The 22,093-nt window shown below is 68.4% G+C and carries 12 protein-coding genes and 1 CRISPR repeat array (1 of these 13 only partly in view); of the genes, 4 read left to right on the forward strand and 8 right to left on the reverse strand.

Annotated elements, in window-relative coordinates; all coding sequences use genetic code 11:
• Positions 1-716: 716 nt before the first annotated feature.
• On the reverse strand, positions 717-1,760 hold the full coding sequence (locus ABD223_RS36570; protein WP_344041576.1) for a hypothetical protein: 1,044 nt from the start codon (positions 1,758-1,760) through the stop codon (positions 717-719).
• Positions 1,761-2,049: 289 nt separating this feature from the next.
• On the opposite strand from ABD223_RS36570, the gene ABD223_RS36575 reads away from it, so the two are divergent.
• Positions 2,050-2,250 (forward strand): hypothetical protein, encoded by a 201-nt coding sequence (locus tag ABD223_RS36575; protein ID WP_344041578.1) that lies wholly within the window; start codon positions 2,050-2,052, stop codon positions 2,248-2,250.
• A gap of 100 nt (positions 2,251-2,350) precedes the next feature.
• Here ABD223_RS36575 and ABD223_RS36580 read toward each other — a convergent pair whose 3' ends face one another.
• From ABD223_RS36580 to ABD223_RS36605, 6 genes are all read right to left on the reverse strand, one after another.
• Positions 2,351-2,545, reverse strand: coding sequence for a recombinase (locus ABD223_RS36580; RefSeq protein ID WP_344041580.1), 195 nt, complete (start codon positions 2,543-2,545; stop codon positions 2,351-2,353).
• Positions 2,546-2,553: 8 nt separating this feature from the next.
• Entirely contained in the window at positions 2,554-2,955 is a 402-nt protein-coding gene (locus ABD223_RS36585; RefSeq protein WP_344041582.1) for a tyrosine-type recombinase/integrase, read from the reverse strand.
• A 168-nt stretch (positions 2,956-3,123) separates the two neighbouring features.
• Entirely contained in the window at positions 3,124-4,107 is a 984-nt protein-coding gene (locus tag ABD223_RS36590) for a DUF4192 domain-containing protein (protein WP_344041584.1), read from the reverse strand.
• A 44-nt stretch (positions 4,108-4,151) separates the two neighbouring features.
• Positions 4,152-4,541, reverse strand: coding sequence for a hypothetical protein (locus ABD223_RS36595; RefSeq protein WP_344041586.1), 390 nt, complete (start codon positions 4,539-4,541; stop codon positions 4,152-4,154).
• A 118-nt stretch (positions 4,542-4,659) separates the two neighbouring features.
• Positions 4,660-6,507 carry a ParB/RepB/Spo0J family partition protein gene (locus ABD223_RS36600; RefSeq protein ID WP_344041588.1) on the reverse strand — a complete coding sequence of 616 codons (1,848 nt, stop codon included), beginning with the start codon at positions 6,505-6,507 and terminating at the stop codon, positions 4,660-4,662.
• Between the two features lie 284 nt (positions 6,508-6,791).
• The gene (locus ABD223_RS36605) at positions 6,792-7,286 is read right to left on the reverse strand and encodes a hypothetical protein (RefSeq protein WP_344041590.1); all 495 of its coding nucleotides are present in this window, start codon (positions 7,284-7,286) and stop codon (positions 6,792-6,794) included.
• Positions 7,287-8,490: 1,204 nt separating this feature from the next.
• Here ABD223_RS36605 and ABD223_RS36610 point away from each other — a divergent pair.
• From ABD223_RS36610 to ABD223_RS36620, 3 genes are all read left to right on the forward strand, one after another.
• Positions 8,491-17,025, forward strand: a complete 8,535-nt coding sequence (locus ABD223_RS36610) for an RHS repeat-associated core domain-containing protein (RefSeq protein WP_344041592.1) — start codon at positions 8,491-8,493, stop codon at positions 17,023-17,025.
• Complete coding sequence (locus ABD223_RS36615; protein ID WP_344041594.1) at positions 17,022-17,366, forward strand: DUF7668 domain-containing protein; 345 nt, start codon at positions 17,022-17,024, stop codon at positions 17,364-17,366. Before ABD223_RS36610 ends, ABD223_RS36615 begins: the two co-directional genes overlap by 4 nt.
• Positions 17,367-17,549: 183 nt before the next feature.
• On the forward strand, positions 17,550-18,566 hold the full coding sequence (locus tag ABD223_RS36620; RefSeq protein WP_344041596.1) for a Dyp-type peroxidase: 1,017 nt from the start codon (positions 17,550-17,552) through the stop codon (positions 18,564-18,566).
• Between the two features lie 1,370 nt (positions 18,567-19,936).
• Here the strand turns inward: ABD223_RS36620 and ABD223_RS36625 are convergent.
• Positions 19,937-20,299: a hypothetical protein gene (locus ABD223_RS36625; protein WP_344041598.1), complete on the reverse strand. Its 363-nt coding sequence runs from the start codon at positions 20,297-20,299 to the stop codon at positions 19,937-19,939.
• Positions 20,300-21,651: 1,352 nt separating this feature from the next.
• Positions 21,652-22,093: a CRISPR direct-repeat array (repeat unit 28 nt; unit sequence GGACCATCCCCGCTCGCGCGGGGAGCAC) (it continues 1,417 nt past the right edge of the window).

Below are 22,093 nucleotides of genomic sequence, written 5' to 3' on the forward strand. Positions count from 1 at the left end.
CCCCCGGTCGCCACATGCACCACGTACCAGCGCAGCGGACGGTTGCGGTGCACGCGGGAGCGGAAGACGACGAAGTGCCCGGCAGGGGACAGCAGCACCACCTCGGCGGAACGGACCAGGCCGAGGGGTGGCGGTGATGCCGTCGCGCCACGTCCGCTCGCTCAGACCGGTGACCGGCGCGGTGGCCTGACCCAGGGCGTGCACAGCATCGTCGACGGTGCGCCAGTCGGCGGCGGGTAAGCAGCGGCCTCAGCCCGCCGCGGCGGGAGTGTGCGACTGCGACGTGCAGTTCGCCGGGACCGCTGTACTTCGGGTCGACCTCGCGCAGACAGCGGCGGCACACCACCCCGGTGCTCGATCCGGCGCCTTTGCCGTCGGCGTGGCAGCAGGAGGTCAGGGCCATGCTGACTGAACTAAAGGATGTGTTCTTGCAGCTCAGAAGAGGTTTCTGTTAGTTTCCGCCGCCATGCGTGATTCCGATGATCGGCAGAACCTGGCCGCCTTGGTACTGCCTGTGGTGGGGCGATTGGTCGAGACCGCTGAGGAGTGGGAGCCGTACCGGTTGCTCGACGCCGAGGGCGTGGCGGTTAGGCTGGTGATGGAGTACTTCGCCGAGTTGCAGGCTGGTAGAGCGTCGGAGTTGATGTTGCGCTCATACGGCAACGAGCTGTTGCGGTGGTGGCGGTTCCTTCTCTGCACTTGTCAAGCCAGATGGCTTATCTGTGATGCTGTTCGGACAACTTCAGTAGTTCCGCTGCGTGCACGGTGCCATCAAGCGCAAGGAGCAACTCCACTCCACCGTCCGATCGCAGCAGGCGTCCACGTCGCATAGCCTCGCTCATGGCACGCGCGACAAAGGCTGGGATCGAGGCGTGCACGTTGGCATCGGACAGGCGCAATAGCGCTATCTGGGTCAGCAAGGCAGCTCCCGACCGGAGCCACCGACAGTCATGCAGGAAGAACAAAGTCGACGGGACGATGGATTCTGGCCGGCTGGGAGCTACCTTCCTTGGTTCCCTGAGTAAGAAGCGTAATGCGGTGTTCGAACAAATATTCACGATGGATTGAAGGAACTGGTCGTCTGGGTTCTGGAGCACCAAATCACGCACGTTGGCAATTAGCATGCTGACAGCGCCGCCAATAGCGCGCGCCCTGTTGAGTTGACAGAAGCATGCAGAGTTCAGGATCTCGCGCTGCCCGACTCGGGAAGTAGGCATGCTCGTAGTTCGCGATGCACAAGTGTCGCATGGCCGCTGGGCGAAGATCCGTGCGTCGAGTGGGACGTGACCGTTATGCCAAATTTCCTCGAAGTCGCGCTCTCCATCCGAGCGATCCCATTCGGGCGGCCTGAGTCCGACAGCGCTTAGCAGGGCCTGCTCGTGCTCACTCCGCAGTTCGTCACGGTTGCGTGGCTTGAATCCCCCTAGATGGGCGGTCAGGTGCTCCAGGTGGACCCTGTTTCGGGAGAGACGGTGCTTGACGGCCGCAGCGGCCTGCGCAAAGGCGTCGTCCGCTGCATCCTCCGGATTGTTAGTGGGGTTTTCGACAATCGAAGAAATCTGGTCCCTTGCTTGGTCGCCTTCGTCGATCTCCTTCTGAAAGGCAGCACGGACGGCAGCTTTGTATGTCTTCATCAGGGGATCGTTGACTGGGTAGTCCGTCGGTTGGAGTGCGCCCGCCATGAATAAGGCCAGTATCGCCCGATGCATGGAGCGACCTCGGCTTGTCTGAGACTCCAGTGCCTCCACATAGTCGATCAAGCCTGGAGCGGTCTCGGATCGCGAGCCAGCGCCGCGCCCGAGTCCGTGTCGGCTGTTGCGCGGCAAGTAGCCGCCTGCGCGCCATCGCTCCAGTTGGGTCGGAGTGACCAACACCCCTCGAGTGGCCAGCGCTGCAACAAGCGCCTGATCAGCGTGGCTCGGCCCAGTCCGTGGCATGTACTCAGGTTAGAACCCCGCGATGTTGTCGGGACTTGCAGGGTAGTAGATGAGGATCCTGAGGTCAGGCGCCAGTCACGGCGCCTGACCTCAGGACAAGGAAGCTGAGAGAATGATGGACAACCATACGGTCGTTAAAGTCCTCCTGATTGCCCTGGCTATGCTGATCGGTGTAGTTGTCGGAGTATTCTCCGGCATCTTGTCCCGAGTCAGCGGTGCCCACCTGGCCGTCGCGATCCGGCATGGTGGTATCGCCTTCGGCGGAACTGTAACGCTGGCCATCGTGATCATCACTGCCCTGGAGTTGGGCTAGCGATTGGAGATGCGCCTCAAGGCAAATTCGTGGCTTTCTTTACAAGACGGCAGGCTCAGCCACCGCAGGGAAGGCTGGGCCTGCTGTCTTGTGCGTCCGATCACCGGTTCTTGAAAGAGGGCAGGTCGATGTCGACCAGGGCAATGCGGGTAAGGCGTTGGGTCTCTATGCGCTTGGTGCGGAGGATCTGGAGCGTAAGGTCGATGCCCTCGCCCTTGCCAAGCCAATTCTTGCGGTCGGCCCGAGCGCGGCGAGCTAGTAGGTCGTCCTCGATCTCGTTGAGGAATGGCGGCATTTTCGGGTTTACGGCGAGGTCGGGTAGTCAAACAAGAATGCTCGTGCTGGCAAGGGGGTTTCGTAGGGTCGCGTGCAGCCATCCAATTCAACCTTGCACTTGTCGAAGTGCTTCTCAAACTCGACCCATTCTTGTTCGGTGACGTCCCGGTGCTCGTCATCAGGGCGGCCGCTGCGGAATCGACCAAGGAAATCTTGGTAGTGGCGGACGACATCCTCGTCGAACACTGCGATGTAGCCCCGTGTGGTCTGAAGATGCGAATGGTCGAGCAGGGCTGCGTCGATGTGGATCGGCAGTCCGTTGTTCACAGGCTCCGTCGCGAACAATCTCCGAAAATCATGCGAAGTGAAACGGGTCGTGCGGAAGCCGGGGTGGCACTCGGCAAGCTCCTCGCACCGACGTCGCAGCATGTTCACCACGGTCGTGGGACGAGCAGATCACCGTCGGTGTCGATGCCGCGGACCCGGTCCGTGATCGTCGCGGGCGCGCGGACGTGGCGGCCGTTGGCCAGGACGAGGTCGGCGGGGTCGAGGGGGTGGGAGGGGGCGACGGCCGTGCAGGAGGTGGTGGTGCCGGGGTCAGGCCAGGAAGGCCGCTTCGACGACGCGGCGGAGCCGGTCGGGATGCATGCCCGTCTGCAGGGCATTGAGGATCAGGACGGCGAGGTTGTGTCCCGGGTAGGCGCGCAAGGCATCGGCGGCGGCGAGACGGGCGAGCACACCGTCGCCGCGCAGGTAGACCGCGAAGGCGTAGACGGATTCGGCATGCGCCCGCCACCGGCCCGGCAGTCCGCGGACCAGGGCCAGAGCCAGGCGTTCGACCGCGGCAGGGTGGTCGCCGACGCACCGCTTGAGCCACCGGTCGCGTGTCGCTGGCGTGGCCAGCGTGGTGGCGAGCAGGACGACTTCCTCGTCCGTCGCGGGCAGCACGCCGGTCTCCGCGTTGCGGATGACCGAGTCGATCGCGTCCGGGTTCGGCGGGGCGGTGGGAGCGGCCGCGAGCATCCCGGCCCGCCGATCGAGAACCTCGGACGGCACGTCGGGTCCGAGGATCTCGGCGATCTGTTCCCGGCTGCCGTGGGTCACCGCGCCGAGCAGGACCCGCTCGACCGCAAGCACGCTGGAGGCCGGGTCGGGCATGGTGCCGTGGTCGTCGGCGTCGTCGTAGGAGCACCACCGCGCACCGGGTGACAGCTCGGCCACCCACATCCGGTACTTGACCGGGATCCCGTGGCCGGTCGGGGTCGTGGTCAGCAGAGTGAGCAGCCTCCTGGCGGGGAGCGGTCGCGGCGGCTGCCCGGTGTCGGGCCGGTCGACGACGACCAGGAACGCGGCTGCGGCCCGGTTGTCGGTTGCGATACCGAGCAAGTGGTCCACCAGCATCGCCTGGTCGTCGTCGGCGGGCAGGTCGGCTCGTACGACCACGCCGATCCTGGTGGGTGTCCGGCTCGTCATGGTGATCATGACGAGGGAGCCCGTGGAGGGGTAGTAGCCGAGCAGGTGCGGGATGGTGGCCGCCAACTCGCTCGGAGTGGTGATCAGCGCACGCGAGTAGCTGGACATGACTTCCTCTGGAGAACAACGTTGTGGTGCACAGGGGCGGTGGATCAGGACGGACCGGTCGGCCCGTGGCCGGTGTCCGCGCTGGCGGCGTGGTCCCGCAGGGCGGCGCGGGCCTGGTGGAGCTGGTGGGTCAGGCGGCGGACGCGGTCGTCGAGGCGGGTTATCACCGCGAGGTGGGCGTCCTCGCCGTGGTCGGCGATCCACGCGCGTGCGGTGAGGCTGTCGAGGCGGTCGAGCAGCCGTTGGGCGCCCACGACGTAGCCACCGCGGGCCATGCTGTCCAACACCAGCGGGGTGACCTGGTCGACCGGGTCGTCGAGGGTCCAACCCAGGCGCTGGGCGACGAACGCGGCGATCACGACATCGACACGCGGGTCGGTGCTGCGGATCGAGGTGATGATGTCGGGCCCGGTCATGGACTGGTCATCGGGCACGGCTTCCTCCTTCGTCGTCTGCGCCGTGGTCGCGACCGCCACGGTGGAGGCATGGGCGAACAGGTCCTGGGTCGCGCCGATTTCCGGCGCGACCCAGGCCTGGCATCGGCAGCGGCGGTCACGCCGGAGGCTGGTCGGCCGCCGGCTCGTCGCTCGTCTGTTCGTCGGCGGGGGTGAGGTGGGGCCACTTCTCGTGGTCGAGGGCGGGGTTGTTGACCAGCTGCTCGACGTGGGAGAGCGGGTAGCCCAGGGCCTGGAGCAGTTCGAGGTAGAAGCGGGTGTCGTCGCTGGGGGAGCGCCAGCTGGCGTCGGCGTTGTCGGTGTACTTGGCGTTCCAGTGCGCCTCGCAGGCGCCGATGACCTGGGCCAGGCGGATGAGGATGGCCTGGGTGTCGGTGGTGGTCTTGCGTCGCAGGAGCACCGCGATCGGGTTGTTGGTGCGGTGGTGGTCCTGGGGTTCGGCGAGCTTGAGCAGGGCGCAGGCGTGGGCGTGTGCGTGCGCGGCCTCGGCGAGGTGGTCGTAGGCCAGGACCGGGGCGAGCGCGAGCCAGTGCTGCAGGCGTGTCGGCAGTTCGGAGGCCTTGCGCTTGCGCCAGCCGGTGAAGTACTGGGTCAGCCACTTGCGGCGGTCGATCTTGGCGTTGCGCCACAGCTTGTTGTTCGTGCTCGCGCGCTTGCGTTCACCGGCTTGGTAGGCGGCGTCGCGCTCGGGCTCGGGCTGCGCCGTCGACGCGAAGCGCCGGACGTGGCCGTGTGCGCGGTAGTCGGTGCAGACGTAGCCGATGTCCGTGGTCGACCGGAACGGGACGTCGATGACGTAGGCGGCGTGGCCGGGGCAGCCGGCGTGGTCCTCGGCGGTGAGGGGGTCCCTGGCCTGCTCGTGGGCGAGCAGCTGGGACAGGTGGATCACGCCCTCGGTGTCCGGGTCGACGATCGGCACGCCCTCGGCGCGCAGCCGCTCCTGGGTCTGGGCGATGCGCACCGAGGCCAGGGTGCGGTGGCCGTGTGCGGTGTAGTCGCGGCAGAAGTGGAGGACTTCGACCTCCAGGTCGCGGTCGACCCATACCGAGACCGCGCGTCCCGGGCAGTCGGCGTGCCCGGCGGGGTCCAGCGGGACGTCGTCGTCGACGGCGCACAGCCCGTCCAGGCGTTCGGCCCCGTCGGGCAGGTCGTCCTCGTCGTCGACGAGTGCGTAGCCCAGGTCGGTGAACCGCTGCGTCTCCCGGGCCAGCAGATCCTGTTGTTTCCGCTCGTCGCGTAGCCGGTCGAGCGTCCACTGGAACTGGTGGGGGCGGTGGGCCAGGACGTCGACCAGCGTCCGGTGGGCGTCCTCGTCGTCACCGAACTCGGCCAACTGGGACAGCAGGAACAGGTCGGCGGTGGGCAGGGTCTTGCCGGCGGCCCGGGTGCGGGCACTGGCGGCGACGGTCAGACCTGCCTGGACGTGCTCGTCGGGCACGACCAACTTCTGGGCGATCGTCTCCACGTCCAGCCCTTCGAGGGCGAGCTGTTCGAACAGGCCCGCCTCCTCGACCGTGGTGTAGCCCACGCGCTGCATGTTCTCCAGGCCCTGGGCCACCAGCACGTCCAGGCGGGTGCCGGGCGCGTGCACCAGCACGTCGACGGTGAGGTCGGGGTTCTCCTGTTCCTTGACCGCGACCGCGGCGGCGGTGCGGTGGTGTCCCACGAGCACCCGCAGGACACCGTCGGGGTCCGGTGCGACGTTGATGATCGAGATTTTCGGGTCCATGCCGTGTTCGGCGATCGAGGCCACCAGCTCGGGTCGGGTCTGGCGGATGTCGCCGACCTCGCGGCTGTTGCCCTGCGCCCGCAGCGTCCGCGGGTCGACACCGGGCAGGATGTAGGGGTAGGCGGTCCGGCTGTCGGTGCCGTCCTGGTCGGACACCGTGTCCGAGCCGGGGGCGTCGGTGTCGGCGGTGTCGGCGGTGTCGGGGGTGGTGGTCATCGTGATGGCCTCGTTCCGGGTGTTGCGGGCATGGCGCTGCCCTGAGGTGACTACGGAAATCTGTTGGCGTGAAAAGGAAAACGGTGTCATGGTCGGGCGGCCGTGGCGCCGGTCCGGTGGTGCGCCCGCCGCGAGGCTCTGCCGGAGGTGGGGGGCGTCCGGCGCTTTTTGCTGGACGCGCCCACCCCCGGCAGAGCACGCTGGGCGGCGCACACCGGGCCGGCGGCGCGCTCCACCCACCTTCCACTCAGGCGGGGAGGTGGCACCAGGGGCGAGCGCAGGGGCTATCCCGTGTCCGTGTCCACGACGCCAGGGCCGGCGAGGTCGACGGGGCGGTCGAGATCGGCGGTGGCGACGGCGTATGTCGGTGCCCACCGGTGGTCGTCCTGGTTGCGGTAGACGCGCAGCATCCCGGCGTTGAAGAGGTAGAGCCACCGGTGGCGCGGGTCGGGGCGGTCGGACAGACGGCCGGTGACCGGGTGGAGGGCCGACTCGGCGAGGTGGTAGCCGACGCCGCGGTGGGGCTCGACGTCCTCGGCGGTGCCCAGCGTGCGCAGTCCGGTGTCCAGACAGTGGCCCGCCGACCACGGGTTGATCGACTCCCAGTCGTGGCGCAGGATCGCCGCCACCAGGAGCTCGACGTCCCCGTGGTGGTAGCCGTGTAGGGCCTTGCCCAACTCGGGCACCTGGACCACGGGGTCGCCGGCCCTGTTGCACGGTCGGGCGGTGTAGGTCTCGCCGTCGGCGTCGAGTGCACCGATCAGGGATGGAGGTGACATGGTCGTTTCTTTCGCTCGGTCTCGGTGTGACACAGGTGGCGTGTTCGACTTCGCTCATGCCTCCGGTGAGCACGGCTCCAGACGGGTCGGTACCTGAACCGTGCCGGTGACGCGACGTCGCGCAGCAGGACGTCGTGGCTGTGCCGTCGATCAGATCGTCGGCGCAGACTGGACGAGCCAAGTAGGGCCAGGGCAGGACGGCGACGGTCTCGGTGACGGGTTTGGTATTGCGTCCAGGGGTGTGGAGGTCCGGCCTGGCGCGGTGATGCGTTCGCCTGGGGCTGTGTCGGGGGTGGGGTGTCCAGCGTTTTCTGCTGGACACCCCACCCCCGACAGAGCACGCTGGACGACGCACACCGAGGTTCGGGCGGTATACACACTGGTCGGGTCCGGCAGCGGACACCCTTTCCCGGCGTGTGGTCAGACAGAGATGGTCGCCGTGGGACCGGCATGTTGTCTTCGGGTTGTCTCGCCGACTGGTTACATCCCAAGCGGGGAGTGACCAGGCGTTCGCACATCTGTGCTGACACAGTCCCGGAGAGCGTCAGATCCTGGCACTCGTGAGTGCAGCTCCGCCGTGTGCGACTCCTCGTCGCGCGGAGTTTCCGAACACTCTCATGGCGGCTTCGGTGCAACCCGAGGCGTACCTGTCCGCAATTTGGCGGCTACCGTAGGGGTTCCTTTGTTCAAGCAGGCCGCGCAGCGGCCTCCGGTCGGATGCGCCCATGAGCCTGCTGGTGGGGAGTGCCGGGTGTCTGAACTGTGCATATCCCGTTCACCCGGAATAGCGTCGTGATCAAGAAACGCCGTCGGTTCGGTCCGGTCGCCGCCTTATTTTGCATTGGAAGTTCGTGGCAGCCGCCACTGTGGTGGCCGATTGACGCAGTACGAGGCGGGTGCTACCCGGATCCGGCGGGTTGTGCAATGGTCATGTCCGGTTCATGTCAATCGCGATATCTATGAGCGGTGTGCCCTTTTGCGTCTTGACCGCACCCGAACGCCGTGGCCATACTCGGCGATGGCAAGGTCGCATCGACCCGGTGCGCTGGTAGGTGAACTATTCCGGCCGACTCCGCTTGGCTTTCGATTCTCCGGAAAGGCAACGCCGATGCGTCCTTGGTTTGCCCGTCGTGCTCAAAGACGTGCAATCGTATTCGTCCTCTGCGGTGCGCTCGTCGCGGCGTTGCTGTGGGCGCTGCAGGGTGTGAAGACCGCTTCGCCGCCCCAGGCCAGGTCATGGCCCGAGGTCGTCGCCGATCTCGTCGAGGCTCGGGCGACCGCGGCCTTGGCGGGCAAGCGGGTGGAGGCGTCGGCCGAACGGACGGAATCGACTACGACGTTCGCCAATCCCGACGGCAGTTACACCACCGAGGTGAACACCGCGCCGGTGAGGGTGCGTCGGGACGGCCAGTGGTTGCCGGTGGAGCTGACCCTCGAACAGGGCGCCGACGGCGGGGTGCGGGCCAAGAACCATCCCCGTGACCTGGTGCTGGCCGGAAAGACGGATACGGGTGGTGTGCACGATGTCGCCGTCGTGCACCACGGTGAGGCGATCGTGGCGTTGCGCTGGGAGGGGACGTTGCCCCAGCCGCGGTTGGACGGCGCGGACGCGACCTATTCCGATGTCCGGCCGGGTGTGGACCTGGTCGTGCGCGCGACTCGCACCGGTTTCGAGTCGTTCTTCGTCCTGCGTGAACGCCCGCGGGAGGCCGAGCGTTTCGAGATGCGATTGAGGTTGTCCAACGTGGTGCTGCGCCACGGCGAACACGGCAATGCCGAGTTGGTCGACGGCAACGGGTCCGTGGTCGGTGCGATCCCCGCGGCGGACATGTGGGATGCGCGCGGGTCGCAGAACCGGGTTCGGGTGGAGAACCAGTCGTGGACGGTGGGAGCCGACGGCGAGGCCCGGTTGGGGCTGGAACCGGCCCCTGGGTTCTTCGCCGATCCTTCCGTGCGCTACCCCGTCACGATCGATCCTGCGGTGTCCCTGGATACCTCCTTCGACACCTTCACCCGCAGTGACATCACCTCTGTGGACCAGTCCGCCCGGACGGAGCTGAGGATCGGCAGCCCCGATGCCGGTGTGACGAAGGCGCGTTCGTACCTGAACTTCGACGTGGCGCGCTTCCAAGGCAAGCGGATCATCGATGCCAAGCTCTCCCTGTACGCGATCCATTCGGCCGGTTGTACCGAGCGGAACTGGGAGGTGTGGGACTCGCCGCCGGTCAGCACCTCCACCCGCTGGTCCAACCAGCCCAATCCGACCTGGCGGGTCGCGACGTCGAGCAGTACCAAGGGCGGCGGCGCGGGATGTCCGGCCGCCTGGGTGGACGCCGGAGTGAAGTCGCTGGTGCAGGAGTGGGCCGCCGACCGGCTTTCCACCGGAGCCGTCATGCTGAAGGCGGCGTCGGAGACGGACTCTGCGGGGTACAAGGAGTTCAGTTCCGCCGAAGGCGCCCACGTGCCGCACTTGGACGTCACGTACAACACCACCCCCGGTGCGACCAGTGATCACGCCATCTCCGACCGCTCCGACATCGGCGGCACCGTGGTCACCCGCAGTCTGACGCCGACGTTGGCGGTGAGGCCCAACGACGTCGACGGTGACGAACAGGCGGCGGTGTTCTACGTGTACGAGGGGAACACGATCATCGCCTCCAAGGTCGTCGACGACGTGCCGGCGGGTGAGATGGCCCGGTGGACGGTTCCCAGCGGGGTCCTAATCGACGGGCGCAGCTACCGGTTCCGCGCCACCAGTTACGACGGCTTTGACATCGCGGACGACAGCTGGATGGTCGTCCGCTCGCAGCACAGTCCCGACATGGTGGCCCAGGCCGAGGACTGCGGTTACGACAACAACATCCAGATGGAGGTGGCGCAGGCCAACGGCAGCCGCTGCCAACAGTACTTCCCGTGGCCCACAGGTGACGGCCACCACCTGCTGAGAGCCAGGCACTCCCACAGGGTGATCCACAACGTCCGCTGCGGCACCGCCGAGGGCAACGACGTGCACCAGTACGACATCGAGCACACCGACTGCCAGAAGTGGCGAATGGACCGCCAGTCCGACGGTGTGTACGAATTCACCGTCAAGAACGTCGACAAGGTGATGAGCCACGAGTGCGACCTCGACGAGGGCTCCGAACTCGCCATCCGGCAACGAGGGGAGGACACCTGTGGCCGGTGGCTGTTGGACCCGACCCCGGCCAACGGAGCCGAGGTCCGGTGGTTTCCGTTCAAGGTCGACACCTCGGCCCCGGCCCCGGTGGACCCCGGAAAGGTGCAGTACGCCTACGACGGCGCCGGCCGGTTGGTCGGTGTCAGCGACCGGAACGGTGAGAGCGCTCGTTTCGGTTACGACGAGGTCGGCAACACGCGGTCGATCCAGCCCTTCCCGAGCCAGCACGTCAGCGTGTTCAGCGTGGTCCCGGAGCGCGCCGCCCCCGGCGCCACGGTGACGGTGACCGGCACCGGATTCAGCCCGACCGCAGCCGACAACACCGTGCGCTTCGGCACCGCCACCGCCACCGTCACCGGGGCGACCGCGACCCAGTTGGCGGTGGTCGTTCCCGCAGGCGCCGCGAGCGGTCCCCTCGCGGTGACCACATCCGGCGGCACGGCGAACAGCCCCCGACCTTTCACCGTGACGGTGCACCCCGGCGCGCCGACGATCAGCGCAGTCAGCCCTGCCCATGCCGCAACCGGCGACACGGTTACCATCACCGGCACCGGCTTCGACCCGGTTCCCGAGCGCAACACCGTCGTGATCAACCGGACACGGGCACGCGTGACGGCGGCCACCGCGACCACGCTGACCGTGACGGTGCCCCCGGCGACGGGTTCGGGACCGGTCGCGGTGCGCACCGGGGCCGAAACCGCAACCTCGGCGGCCGACCTGATCGTCGTTCCACGCCCGTACAGCGCGGTCGACCTGGGCAACTCCGTCGACCTCGTCGTGGACGGACCCGGCAAGTCCGTCACGATCCCGGCGGGCAAGATCGCGTTGCTGCGATTCTCCGGAGTCAAGGGCCAGCGACTGAACCTGGGCCTGACCGGGTCGACCATCTCCACCGTCTTCGACATCGCGGGCTTCTCCGCCTACGGTGCGCCGTTCGCGCGCGACCAGTACTCGCGCCCGTGGAACTCGAACAACTTCGCGGGCGGACTGCGGATGCCGGTGCTGCCCACCGACGGCACCTACCAGATCGCCATCGACCCGAGGGACGCGGGCACGGGCGCGATTACCGCCACCCTGTCCACGCCCGTGACCGGAAACCTCCAGCTCGGCGGAACCCCGACCGCGGTGACGTTCGACCGTGAGGGCAGACACGCCGAGTTGACCTTCACCGCCACCGCCGGACAGCGCTTGGGCATCGGGTTGACCGACATGTCCGTGCCCGGCGACGCGGTCACCGCGGCCCTCTTCGGCCCCGAGGGAACCCCGGTGCTGTGGGACGAGCCCGCCTACGACAGGCTCGTCGCCCCGAAGGGCGCCGACATCGACTACGTCGCACAACGCACCGGAACCCACACGCTGGTGCTGAACTCCACCAGCGGCCGCACCGGATCGGTGAAGGTCACCGGATCGCTGCCTGCAGAGGTGGGCTCGTTGACGGTCGGCAGCGCGAAGACCGTCGCGATCGACCGGGCCGGGCAGGACGCCGTGGCCACCTTCGCCGGCACGGCGGGCCAGCGACTCGGCCTGACGATCACCGACTACACGTTCCAGTACGCGCTGCGAGTGCGTGTGCTGCGACCGGACGGCCGGGAGCTGGTCGACGTCGAGCGGTCCACGGCCTTCGTCGACTTCGATCCACTTCCCGAGACCGGGACCTACCAGGTGGTGCTCAGCCCCAACTCCTCGACCGGCTCGGCTCGCATCCGGCTGGCCGAGCGCTCCAACGCGGGGTCGATCACCGTGGGCGGCAGCGCCAAGAACGTCTCGATCGGCACCACGGGAGGCTCGGTGGAGACGTCCTTCACCGCCTCGGCGGGGCAGCGGATCTCGCTGGGTGTCACCAACTCCACCTTCGGTGACAACGGCATTCGGGTCACGGTCACCAACCCCGAAGGGGTGGTGGTCAGCAACCGGACCGTGCCCACCGGTGGCAGCACGGACTTCGCCACCGCCACGGCCGGCACCTACCGGATGATCGTCTCGCCGCTGTCGTTCGGGACCGGCTCCGCCACGCTGACCCTCTCCGAACAGATCAACGCCGGTACCTTGACCCGGAACACCGACAAGACGGTGACGATCGGGCGAGTCGGGCAGAGCGTGCGAATGACCTACGCGGGCACCGCGGGGCAGAACCTCGCCATCACCTCCTCCAACGTGACCTTCGCCTACAAACCGCGGGTGACCGTCTACACCCCCGACGGCACGGTGCTGATCGACGCCCACAACACCAACACGGTGGCCATCCCGACACTGCCGGCCACCGGCGCCTACGAATTCGTGATCAGCCCGTTCTCCAGCTCGGGATCGGCGACGTTCCGACTGACCACGCGCACCACTACCAGCAGCAGCGACACCCAGGCGGTGGCACCTGCGGCGGAAGGCCGAGGAGGTCCGGTCACCGCCCTCGGCGGACAACCCCACACCTCCCCCCACCCCACCGTTGCGTCCGCGCAGCCCGTCGGACGGGAAGCCGAAGCGTGGACACCTTCGCCGGAGAACCTCTCGGGTGCCGGGTGGTCCACCGATCGTCCTGCGGCGACCGATTCCCCCGCCGCACCGTCGGCACCCGAAGGGACCACGGCGGTCAGCGCCAGGGTCTTGACCCTGGACGGGCGGGGCCTGCCCGGCGTGAGCGTCTCGATCGGGGATCACCGGGCCCGCACCGGCCGGGACGGGTGGTTCCTCCTGGCGGACGTGCCGGCCGGCCGGCAGGTGCTCCGCGTCGACGGCAGCACCGCGGGCTCGTCGGACCGGCGCTTCGGACTGCACGACATCGGCATCGACGTGGCCGACGGGAAAACCACCGCACTGCCCTTCCCGGTCTGGCTCAGCAGGCTCGACACCCGTCACGCCGTGGCGTTCCCGTCACCGACGACCGACGACGTGGTGATCACCACGCCGGCGATCCCCGGCCTGGAGGTCCACCTGCCGCCGGGCGCGGTGGTTCGCGACGCCGACGGCGACGTGGTCACCGAACTGGGCATCACCGCGATCCCCGTCGACCGCCCGCCGTTCCCGCTGCCGCAGTCGAACGTGCCGGTCTACTTCACCGTGCAGCCGGGCAGCGCCTACCTGTTCCCCACAGGGGCGCGGATCGTCTACCCGAACTACACCCACGAGGCACCCGGCGCGGTGATGAACTTCTGGCACTACGAACCCGAAGGTCGAGGCTGGTTCGTCTACGGCACCGGCAAGGTCTCCGACGACGGCACCAAGGTGGTGCCCGACCCGGGGGTGGAGGTCTACCGCTTCACCGGCGCCATGCTGATCACACCAGGCATCCCCGCACCACCCGAGCGCGCACCGGCCCCCGGTTCCACCAGCCGGGGCGGCGACCCGGTCGACCTGGCCACCGGTCTGCTCGTGGACGAGCAGACCGACCTCGTCCTCGACGACGTCATGCCGATCGGACTGACCCGCACCTACCGACAGGGCGACCCGGGCAGTCGCGCCTTCGGCATCGGCGCCAACTTCGAGTACGGCGCCTACCTGACCTCCCGGCAGTACTGGACCGAGGCCGACCTGGTGCTGCCCGACGGGGGCCAGGTGCACTACCGGCGCATCTCACCCGGAGGGACGGGGCGCGACGAGTTCAAAAGCGGCGTGTTCCAGGCCGATCCCACACCGACGAGGTTCAACGGCTCCGTGATGGCCTGGAACGGCAACGGCTGGGACCTGCGGCTGCGAGACGGCACCGTGTGGGTGTTCGGCGACGAGGCGCCGTTGCAGGAAATCCGCGATCGCCACGGCAACACCACCACCTTCACCCGCGCACCCGCCCCCGCCGACTCCGACGGCGTCGTGCGAGACCGCGGCCCGATCACCCAGATCACCTCGCCGAACGGAAAGTGGATCAAACTGGGCTACGACTCGGCCAACCGGGTCACCAGCGCGGAGGACATCCTCGGCCGCACGGTGCGTTACACCTATCACGCGTCCGGGCACCTGGCGACGGTCACCGACCCGGCGGGCGGGGTCACCGCCTACACCTACGCCGACGGCAACCTGCACACGATCACAGACGCCCGCGGCACCACCTACCTCACCAACGAGTACGACGAGGAAGGACGCGTCGCCAAGCAGACCCTCGCCGACGGCGGCACCTACATCTTCGCCTACACCGCCGCGGCCGACGGAACCGTCAGTCAGACGCGGCTGACCGACCCCCGGGGCCACGTCCGCAGGGTCACCTTCAACGACAAGGGCTACGCCACCAGCGAGACCCAGGCCCAGGGCACACCCGCCGAGCGCACCTGGTCGATCGAGCGCGACCAGCGGACGAACCAGGTCACCGCCTACGTCGACCCTCTTGGGCGGCGCACCGCGCTCGCCTACGACGCCAACGGCGCACTGGCCTCACGCACCGAGATGGCCGGCACCCCGACGGCACGGACCACGGCCTACGCCCACGACGGCCCGTATGACCAGCTGCGGCGACTGACCGACCCGCTGGGCAACACCTTGGCCCTGGACTACGACTCCACCGGCACGTTGACGAAGGTGACAGATCCGGAAGGAAGAACGGTCGAGTTCCGGCACAACACTGCCGGACAAGTGACTTCTCGTGTCGACGCGGCGGGCCACACCACCTCCTACGGCTACTCCTTGGGAGAGCAGGTCTCCGACACCGACCCGCTCGGGCGGATCGGCCGGCGGAGCATCGACCCCGCCGGGCGGACGATCGCCGTGACCGATCCCCAGGGCAACCGGACAATGGTCGTCTACGACCCGGTCGACCGCATCCGATCGGTCACGGACCCGCTCGGCCACGTCACCACCTACGGCTACGACGCCAACGGCAACCTGACCGGGCTCACCGACGCCCGCAACAACACGGTCTCGTTCGGCTACGACGACGCCGACCGCCTGCGCATCAGGACGGACGCACTCGGCCGGAGCGAGACGCTGTCCTATGACCTCAACGGCAACGTGGTCTCCGAGACCAGCCGCGCCGGTCGGGTCACCACCTACGCCTACGACGAGCTGGACCGCCGAACCACGACCCGGTTCGGTGTTACGGGAGACCAGGCCGAGAGCACTGTCACCCAGGGGTACGACACGGGCGACCGGGTTACCACGATCCGGGACAGCGCCGCCGGCACCATCACGATGACCCCGGACGCCTTCGACCAGATCCTGCGGGTCGACAGCCCGCAGGGTCGCGTCGACTACACCTACGACGCCGCCGGTCGCCGTACGAGCATGACCGTCGAAGGAGGACCGGAGGTCACCTACACCTACAACCGCGCAGGACAGCTGACCCGTGCGGGCGAGGTGACCCTGGGCTACGACCGGCTCGGCCGCCAGGACTCGGTGACGATGCCGGGAGAGCTCCGCCAGAGCTACACCTACGACGCGGCCGACCAGATCACCGACATCGCCTACCGGCACGGCTCCACGGTGCTGGGCAACCTCGCCTACACCTACGACGCGGCCGGCCGCACGACCACCGTCGGTGGCTCCTTCGCCAGGACCGACATCCCGGACCCGCTGGGTCCGGTCACCTACGACGCCGCCAACCGGATCAGCGGCGGCCACAGCTACGACCCGGACGGCAACCTGACCGCCGACGGCACCCACGTCTACAGCTGGAATGCCCGCGGACAGCTGCTCAGCGTCACCGGACCCGACACCACGGCCACGTTCGCCTACGACGGACAAGGTAGGCGCACGACACGCACGGTGGGCACAACTGCGACCACCTACCTTCATGACGGCGCGAACCCGGTCCGGGAAAGCACTTCCGGGCGCACAACCGAGCTGACGACCGGCGGACTGGACCGGTACTTCACCCGCGACACCGGCACCGATCGACGCGTGATCCTGACCGACCGGCTCGGCAGCACCGTCGCCTTGGCCGACACCACGGGCCGGATCACTGCCGAGTACACCTACCAGCCGTTCGGGAAGACCAGCGTCACCGGCGACGACCAGGGCAACTCCCACCGGTTCACCGGCCGTGAAGACGACGGCACCGGGCTCTACGCCTACCGGGCACGCTATTACGACCCCGATACCGCCCGTTTTCTCAGCGAAGATCCCCTCGGACACGCCTCTGGCGAGGCCAACCTCTACGCCTACGTGTCCAACGCCCCCACCATGCTGGTCGATCCCATGGGCACCAAGCCGCGTAATCCGGGTGGTGGCGGCACGGCGGTCGGCGATTGTGTTCCCGACCCCAAGGGCGGCGGCAATTACACGACGTACTCGCAGTTGCGGAGGGCGCAAGCCCGCGACGCCCACCACATCATCCAGGACGCCGCCGTGAAGGGGATCGAGGGTTACAGCCGCTACCGGGCGCCTGCGATCCAGCTGCAAGGTCCTTCCAATCTCGCGGGCACGCCACATCAGAAGGCGACCGCGGTGCAGAAGCTGCCGGGTGGCGGAACCTATGGCGCGGAACGCGACATCGCCTACCGGGCGTTGCGCGAGGCCGGTCTGTCGGAAGACGACGCCATGCGTGCCGTCGAGGGCGCCGACGAGTACTTCATGGGTAACCTCTGCCTGGGCTTGGACTCCCCGACGAACATCCCCGGGGATCGCGCCAAGGGGGACAAATGATGGATCCGGTCGTCAAGCAGAACGTGGAGGAGATCGTCCACCTCCTCGTCCGGGGCGAGTACGAGGCGTTGAGCGCGTCGACCGGCAACGATCGGCTCGACGCCGCCCAGCTGCGGAAGGCGGTCGAGGACTACGGACGCACCCTGGTCCCGCTGACCGCGGACTGGGCCGACGAAGCCGTCGTCATCCCCGTGGACGATCCCGACCGCACAATGCTGGCCATCACCGTCGACCTGCGCACCGTGGAAGAGGGCCTCTCCGACCTCTCCCTGGAACTGACTTTGACCCGGGTCGCCCCCGACCAGTGGAAGGTGGGCATTGACAATCTCCACGTTCTCTGAACCGCCACTGCGGCTCCGTGTCGACCGGACGAGGCTCGGCGCCGCGGTATCGCGGTGGCCGGTGACGCGGGGATGCGACGCCTCGAACGAACAACCGGAGCAGGCCGTCCACCGGGGTGTGGTCATCGGCCACACCCCGGTCGGCAGGGAGCAGGTGACCGGGTGACCGTCTCCAGGAGGACCGTGCTGGCCACGCTCGGCTTGGCCGGACTCACCGGGTGCGCCGCGGAACCGGACCGGGAGGCGCCGCAGCCGTCGGCCGGTCAGCGGGGCGTGCTGGAACCGGCCGCGGCGCACACCGAACTGGTCGCGTTCGACGTGACCGCTCACGGCACCGACGCGCTGACCGAGGTGATCAGGACGCTGGGGGCACCTGCGGCTGGTGTGACGACGACCGTCGCCGTGGGCGCCTCCTTGTTCGACGGTAGGTTCGATCTCGAACGCCCACGTGGGCTTACCTTGATGCCGTCATTCCGCAACGACGTCCTCGACCCCCGCTGGTGTCATGGCGACCTCCTCGTCCAGGCGAGCGCCGCTACGAGGGGGCCCATCGACGCCACGTTCGCCCGCACGGTGTCGGGGGTCACCACGCGGTGGCGCATCGCGGGCTTCCACCCCAGTGGCTCCCGGAACCTCTTCGGCTTTCGCGAGGGAAGCGGGAACCCCGACCCCGCCGACGTCGAATTGATGGACAGGCACGTGTGGGTCCAAACCGGCGACGACGAACCCACCTGGTGCGCGGGAGGCACCTACCAGGTCGTCCGCCTCATCCGACTCGCCACCCCCACCTGGGACGACGAGCCGACCGAGGTGCAGGAACGGGTGTTCGGCAGGCACAAGGACACCAACGCACCCCTCGGACACTCCACCGAGCACGCCGAACCCGACTACACCGACGACCCGCACGGCCGCCTCATTCCGCTCGACGCACACATCCGCCGGGCCAACCCCCGCACCCCCGACAGCCAGGCTCACCGGATACTCCGACGCAGCCACTCCTTCCGCGACGAATCCGGCAGCGGCCAGATCTTCACCTGCTTCCAGCGCGACATCGAACGGGGGTTCGCCACCGTGCAGAAGCGCCTGGCTGGCGAAGCTCTCGAGCGCTACCTGCTGCCCTTCGGCGGCGGATACTACTTCGTGCTCCCGGACACGACCACTCCTGGCGCGGACCGTATTGGTCGAAGGGCGCACGGCTGAACTGGAAGCCGTATCGACCTGGAGGGTTAGACTACGAACCAGATCCAGGAGTTCGTCCGCCTCGTCGGCCAACTCCTGACACCGCCCGACCGGCAGGTCGAGCACCCGGCGGCGCTGACCTCAAAGCTCGGTGCTGCTTACCTGGTACTGCAGGGTCACAACCTTTCTCAGGTCTTCGCGGCCGACTTGTTGGGTGTCTCCCACTTCAGCGTCTTGCAGGTGTTCCGCCGCTATGCGCAGCTCGGGCTCGTCCAGGGTGGCCGTCGATGGGTCGGCTCTGCTGCGCAGTTCCAGCAGGATCGGCGCGCCCTCGCGCGGTCGGACGACTGCGGTGGTGGTCTCCTGCTGGACGTCGCTGCGCCCGGTACACGGTCTGCAGTGCGAGCCGTTCGTCGACAGGGGTGCCGAGGGAGTGTCTGAGCGGGGCGAGCAGATCGACCGTCATGTCCGACCACCTGCGCTGCCGCCGTGGCCGGTGCCGTGCTCGGCGTCGCGGACGTCCGCGGAGTCCGGGTGCGGCCGGTCGTCGCAGGTGCGTTGCGAGTGGTGGCAGGGCACCGTCGGCTGCCCCGACAGAATGCGGTCGAACGTCATGTCTGCGGCCACGCGTGACGCGGCGGACCCGCCGGCCATCTTCGACGACCTCCCGGCCGACCGCGCCGCGCGGTCGTTCATGCGCTGGGCGCGGTCGGCTTCCTGCTGATCGATCGACGGTATTGCCTCGTGGATCTCGTGGGTGGGGCGTGCGAGCGGGCTTGATCAGAGTCCGTTCGATCAGGGTGATGGGGCCGTGTTGAGGGCGACGGTGTCGCGACGAGTGCAGCAGCCACGTGCCGGCGTGGCGGGACCAGATCCGGGAGCGGGTGGCCCTGATCGCCTGATCGGCGGGGTCGTTCTTCTCGGTGCCGACCACGATGGTGCTGCTGTCGTAGCCGTGTCGGGTGATCGGGGCGCCGCGCGCGACTGCGGCCCGGGTGGGCGTGTCGGTGTTGGTGGTGGTCGTGCTCATGGATGGAAGGCCTTTTCGTGCTTGATGTCGTGGGCGGGTAGCGCGAAGGCCCGACCCCGGTTCGGCATGAATCGGGATCGGGCCTTCGGATGTGGCGAAGTGTCGGGGGAAGCGGAGGCTGGGGATGCGGTCAGTGGAGGCCGCCGCGCCGAGTGTGGCAGGAGCCGAGGTGGAAACCGGTGACGGTCCTGCGGTCACCGCGACGGCCCTCGACCGCTGTCCTGTGGGCGGGGTGGCTGTCGACGTGGACGGCAACCGGCAGGCTGGCCACCGTGCGGGAGCAGCCACGGACACCGACGGGGGTGCAGTCCGCGGGGCGGCTCGGGCTGTGTGACGGTGAGGGTCGGCCCTCCGGGTCGGTTCAGGCGGGCACGATCAGCGATGCCTGGCCGGCCAGTGTGTCGGCGAGGCGTCGTAGCGTGTCGAAGCCGGGCTCGGAGTGGGTGCCGGTGCCCTTGTCGCCGTGCAGCGAGGTGCTGTCGTGCCAGTGGGACGGGTCGTGGTCCACGACCGGTGACCATTCGCGGGTGGCGGTGAGCACCTCGGCCACGGCGAAGGACTGCCGCTGGTAGCTGTTGCGCTCGATGCGCACCCGGAAGGTGTGTTCGCCGCGGCGGTAGAAGCGGACCAGGGTGTAGCTGCCTCGTCCCGGATCGGCGCCTGCGGTCTCGTGGAGCGTGACGAGGTCGTCGGGTGTGTCGAGCCAGTCGCGGAGGGCGGTCAACGCGTCGAGGAGGTGGCCGGACGGGACGTTCGGTCCTGCCCTTGGTGATCGAGTTGTTGGGTGTGCAGGTTGTGGTCGACGACTGGGGTGATGGAGGCGACGATCTCGGGTGAGGCGGTCCTGGTGGAGCGGCGGGTGTGTGACATGGGTGTTCTCCGGGGTGAGGTGAATAGGGAATACCCCGTTGACGTGATTCGGCGGAGTACGACCGCTGACCCGGAGGGCCGGATGATCGACGTTCCCCGAACTGTTCGGTGTCGACCTCGCGTGGACGGGCTGGTGGGCGAAGCCGCCTTGTCGGTGGGGCGCACTCGCCGGGCGGTGCCGTCGGTGTGGTGGGGCAAGCCACATCTTTTCGTGGCTTGCCCCACCACCCCGCGGTACCGCAGAGTGCGCACGCCCCACCGACGAGGCGGTCGGCCGAATTCGTGTTCCGCACCTGCGGCCTTTATTTGGGCGGCTGAGCCTGCTGGTGACCGGCCGAAATCCGTTCCCTGAAGGTTATTCCTGACTGTGGAGTGCCCGCCATCGTGTCGCCAGGGCTGTTGCCGCCAGGACACCGACTGCTCCGGCTGCGCCGATGACCAGGTGCGGGGCGAGGCGTTCGGCGACCAGTCCGCCGAGGGCGAGGCCTGCGTCTTGGGCGGCCTGCATGGCGGTGATGGTGAAGCCGATGGTTGGCCCCGGTGGGCGTCGGGGGCGCGCAGCACGAAGCCGGGGTTGGCCACGATGTGGTAGGCGGAGGCGGCGTGGGACAGGGCGACAGTGCCATGACCACCGGCAGCGGCGGGTCGGCCAGGCAGCCGAGCAGGGGCACGCCGGTTCCGATGGCCAGCAGCGGCATTACCCGGTGCTGGACGGGCTCGGGCAGGGCGGCGACGAGGAGGGAGGCCGCGGCGCAGCCGGCGGAGTAGGCGGAGTAGGTGGCGAACAGCATGTCGACCACGACCGGGCCGCCGCCGAGGTGGGCCGCGTAGGAGTAGCGAGGGCTTCGCCGACGATGTAGGTGCCGGACAGGGCAGCGTAGCCGACAAGGAACAGCAGGTGCCGGTCGTGCCATACCACGCCCGCGCCAGTGCGGATCACTTCCGCCACCTGCGGTGGGAGAGGCTGCGGCGACGACCGGCGGCACGAACACCGTAAGGTGCGACTTCTCCGTAATGCCGCCTGATGCCTGCTCGCGTGGAGAGCATGCCTTGTCAGGCAACGACTCGAACTGGCCGGACGGACCATCCCCGCCTGCATGGGAAGCACTGACGAGGAGGCTTCACCTCTATGAGTACGGACCATCCCCGCTCGCCCGCTCGCGCGGGGAATACTCTGCTGTTCGGCCCGGACGCCCTGACTGAAGGGGACCATCCCCGCTCGCGCGGGGAGCATACGACGAACTGCCGCCGGCCCGGCAGCTCGACCGGACCATCTCCGCTCGCGCGGGGAGCACGCCGAGCAGCCCGACGAGCAGCTGGAGCACGCCGGACCATCCCCGCTCGCGCGGGGAGCACATCGTCGCCATCCGCACCCGCCGCATCCCCGTCGGACCATCCCCGCTCGCGCGGGGAGCACCACTTCGGCAACCACGCCACCGCCGGCGACGTGGGACCATCCCCGCTCGCGCGGGGAGCACGCCCGGGACCTCCAGCCGCAGCTCGCGGAAGCCGGACCATCCCCGCTCGCGCGGGGAGCACGCGTTCGCCGCCGGTGCGCTCACCGGCCGTCACGGACCATCCCCGCTCGCGCGGGGAGCACTGCGGTTCAGTCGCACCGGAACCTGATCGGCGCGGACCATCCCCGCTC

The organism is Saccharothrix xinjiangensis (assembly GCF_039527585.1).
Taxonomy (GTDB): domain Bacteria; phylum Actinomycetota; class Actinomycetes; order Mycobacteriales; family Pseudonocardiaceae; genus Actinosynnema; species Actinosynnema xinjiangensis.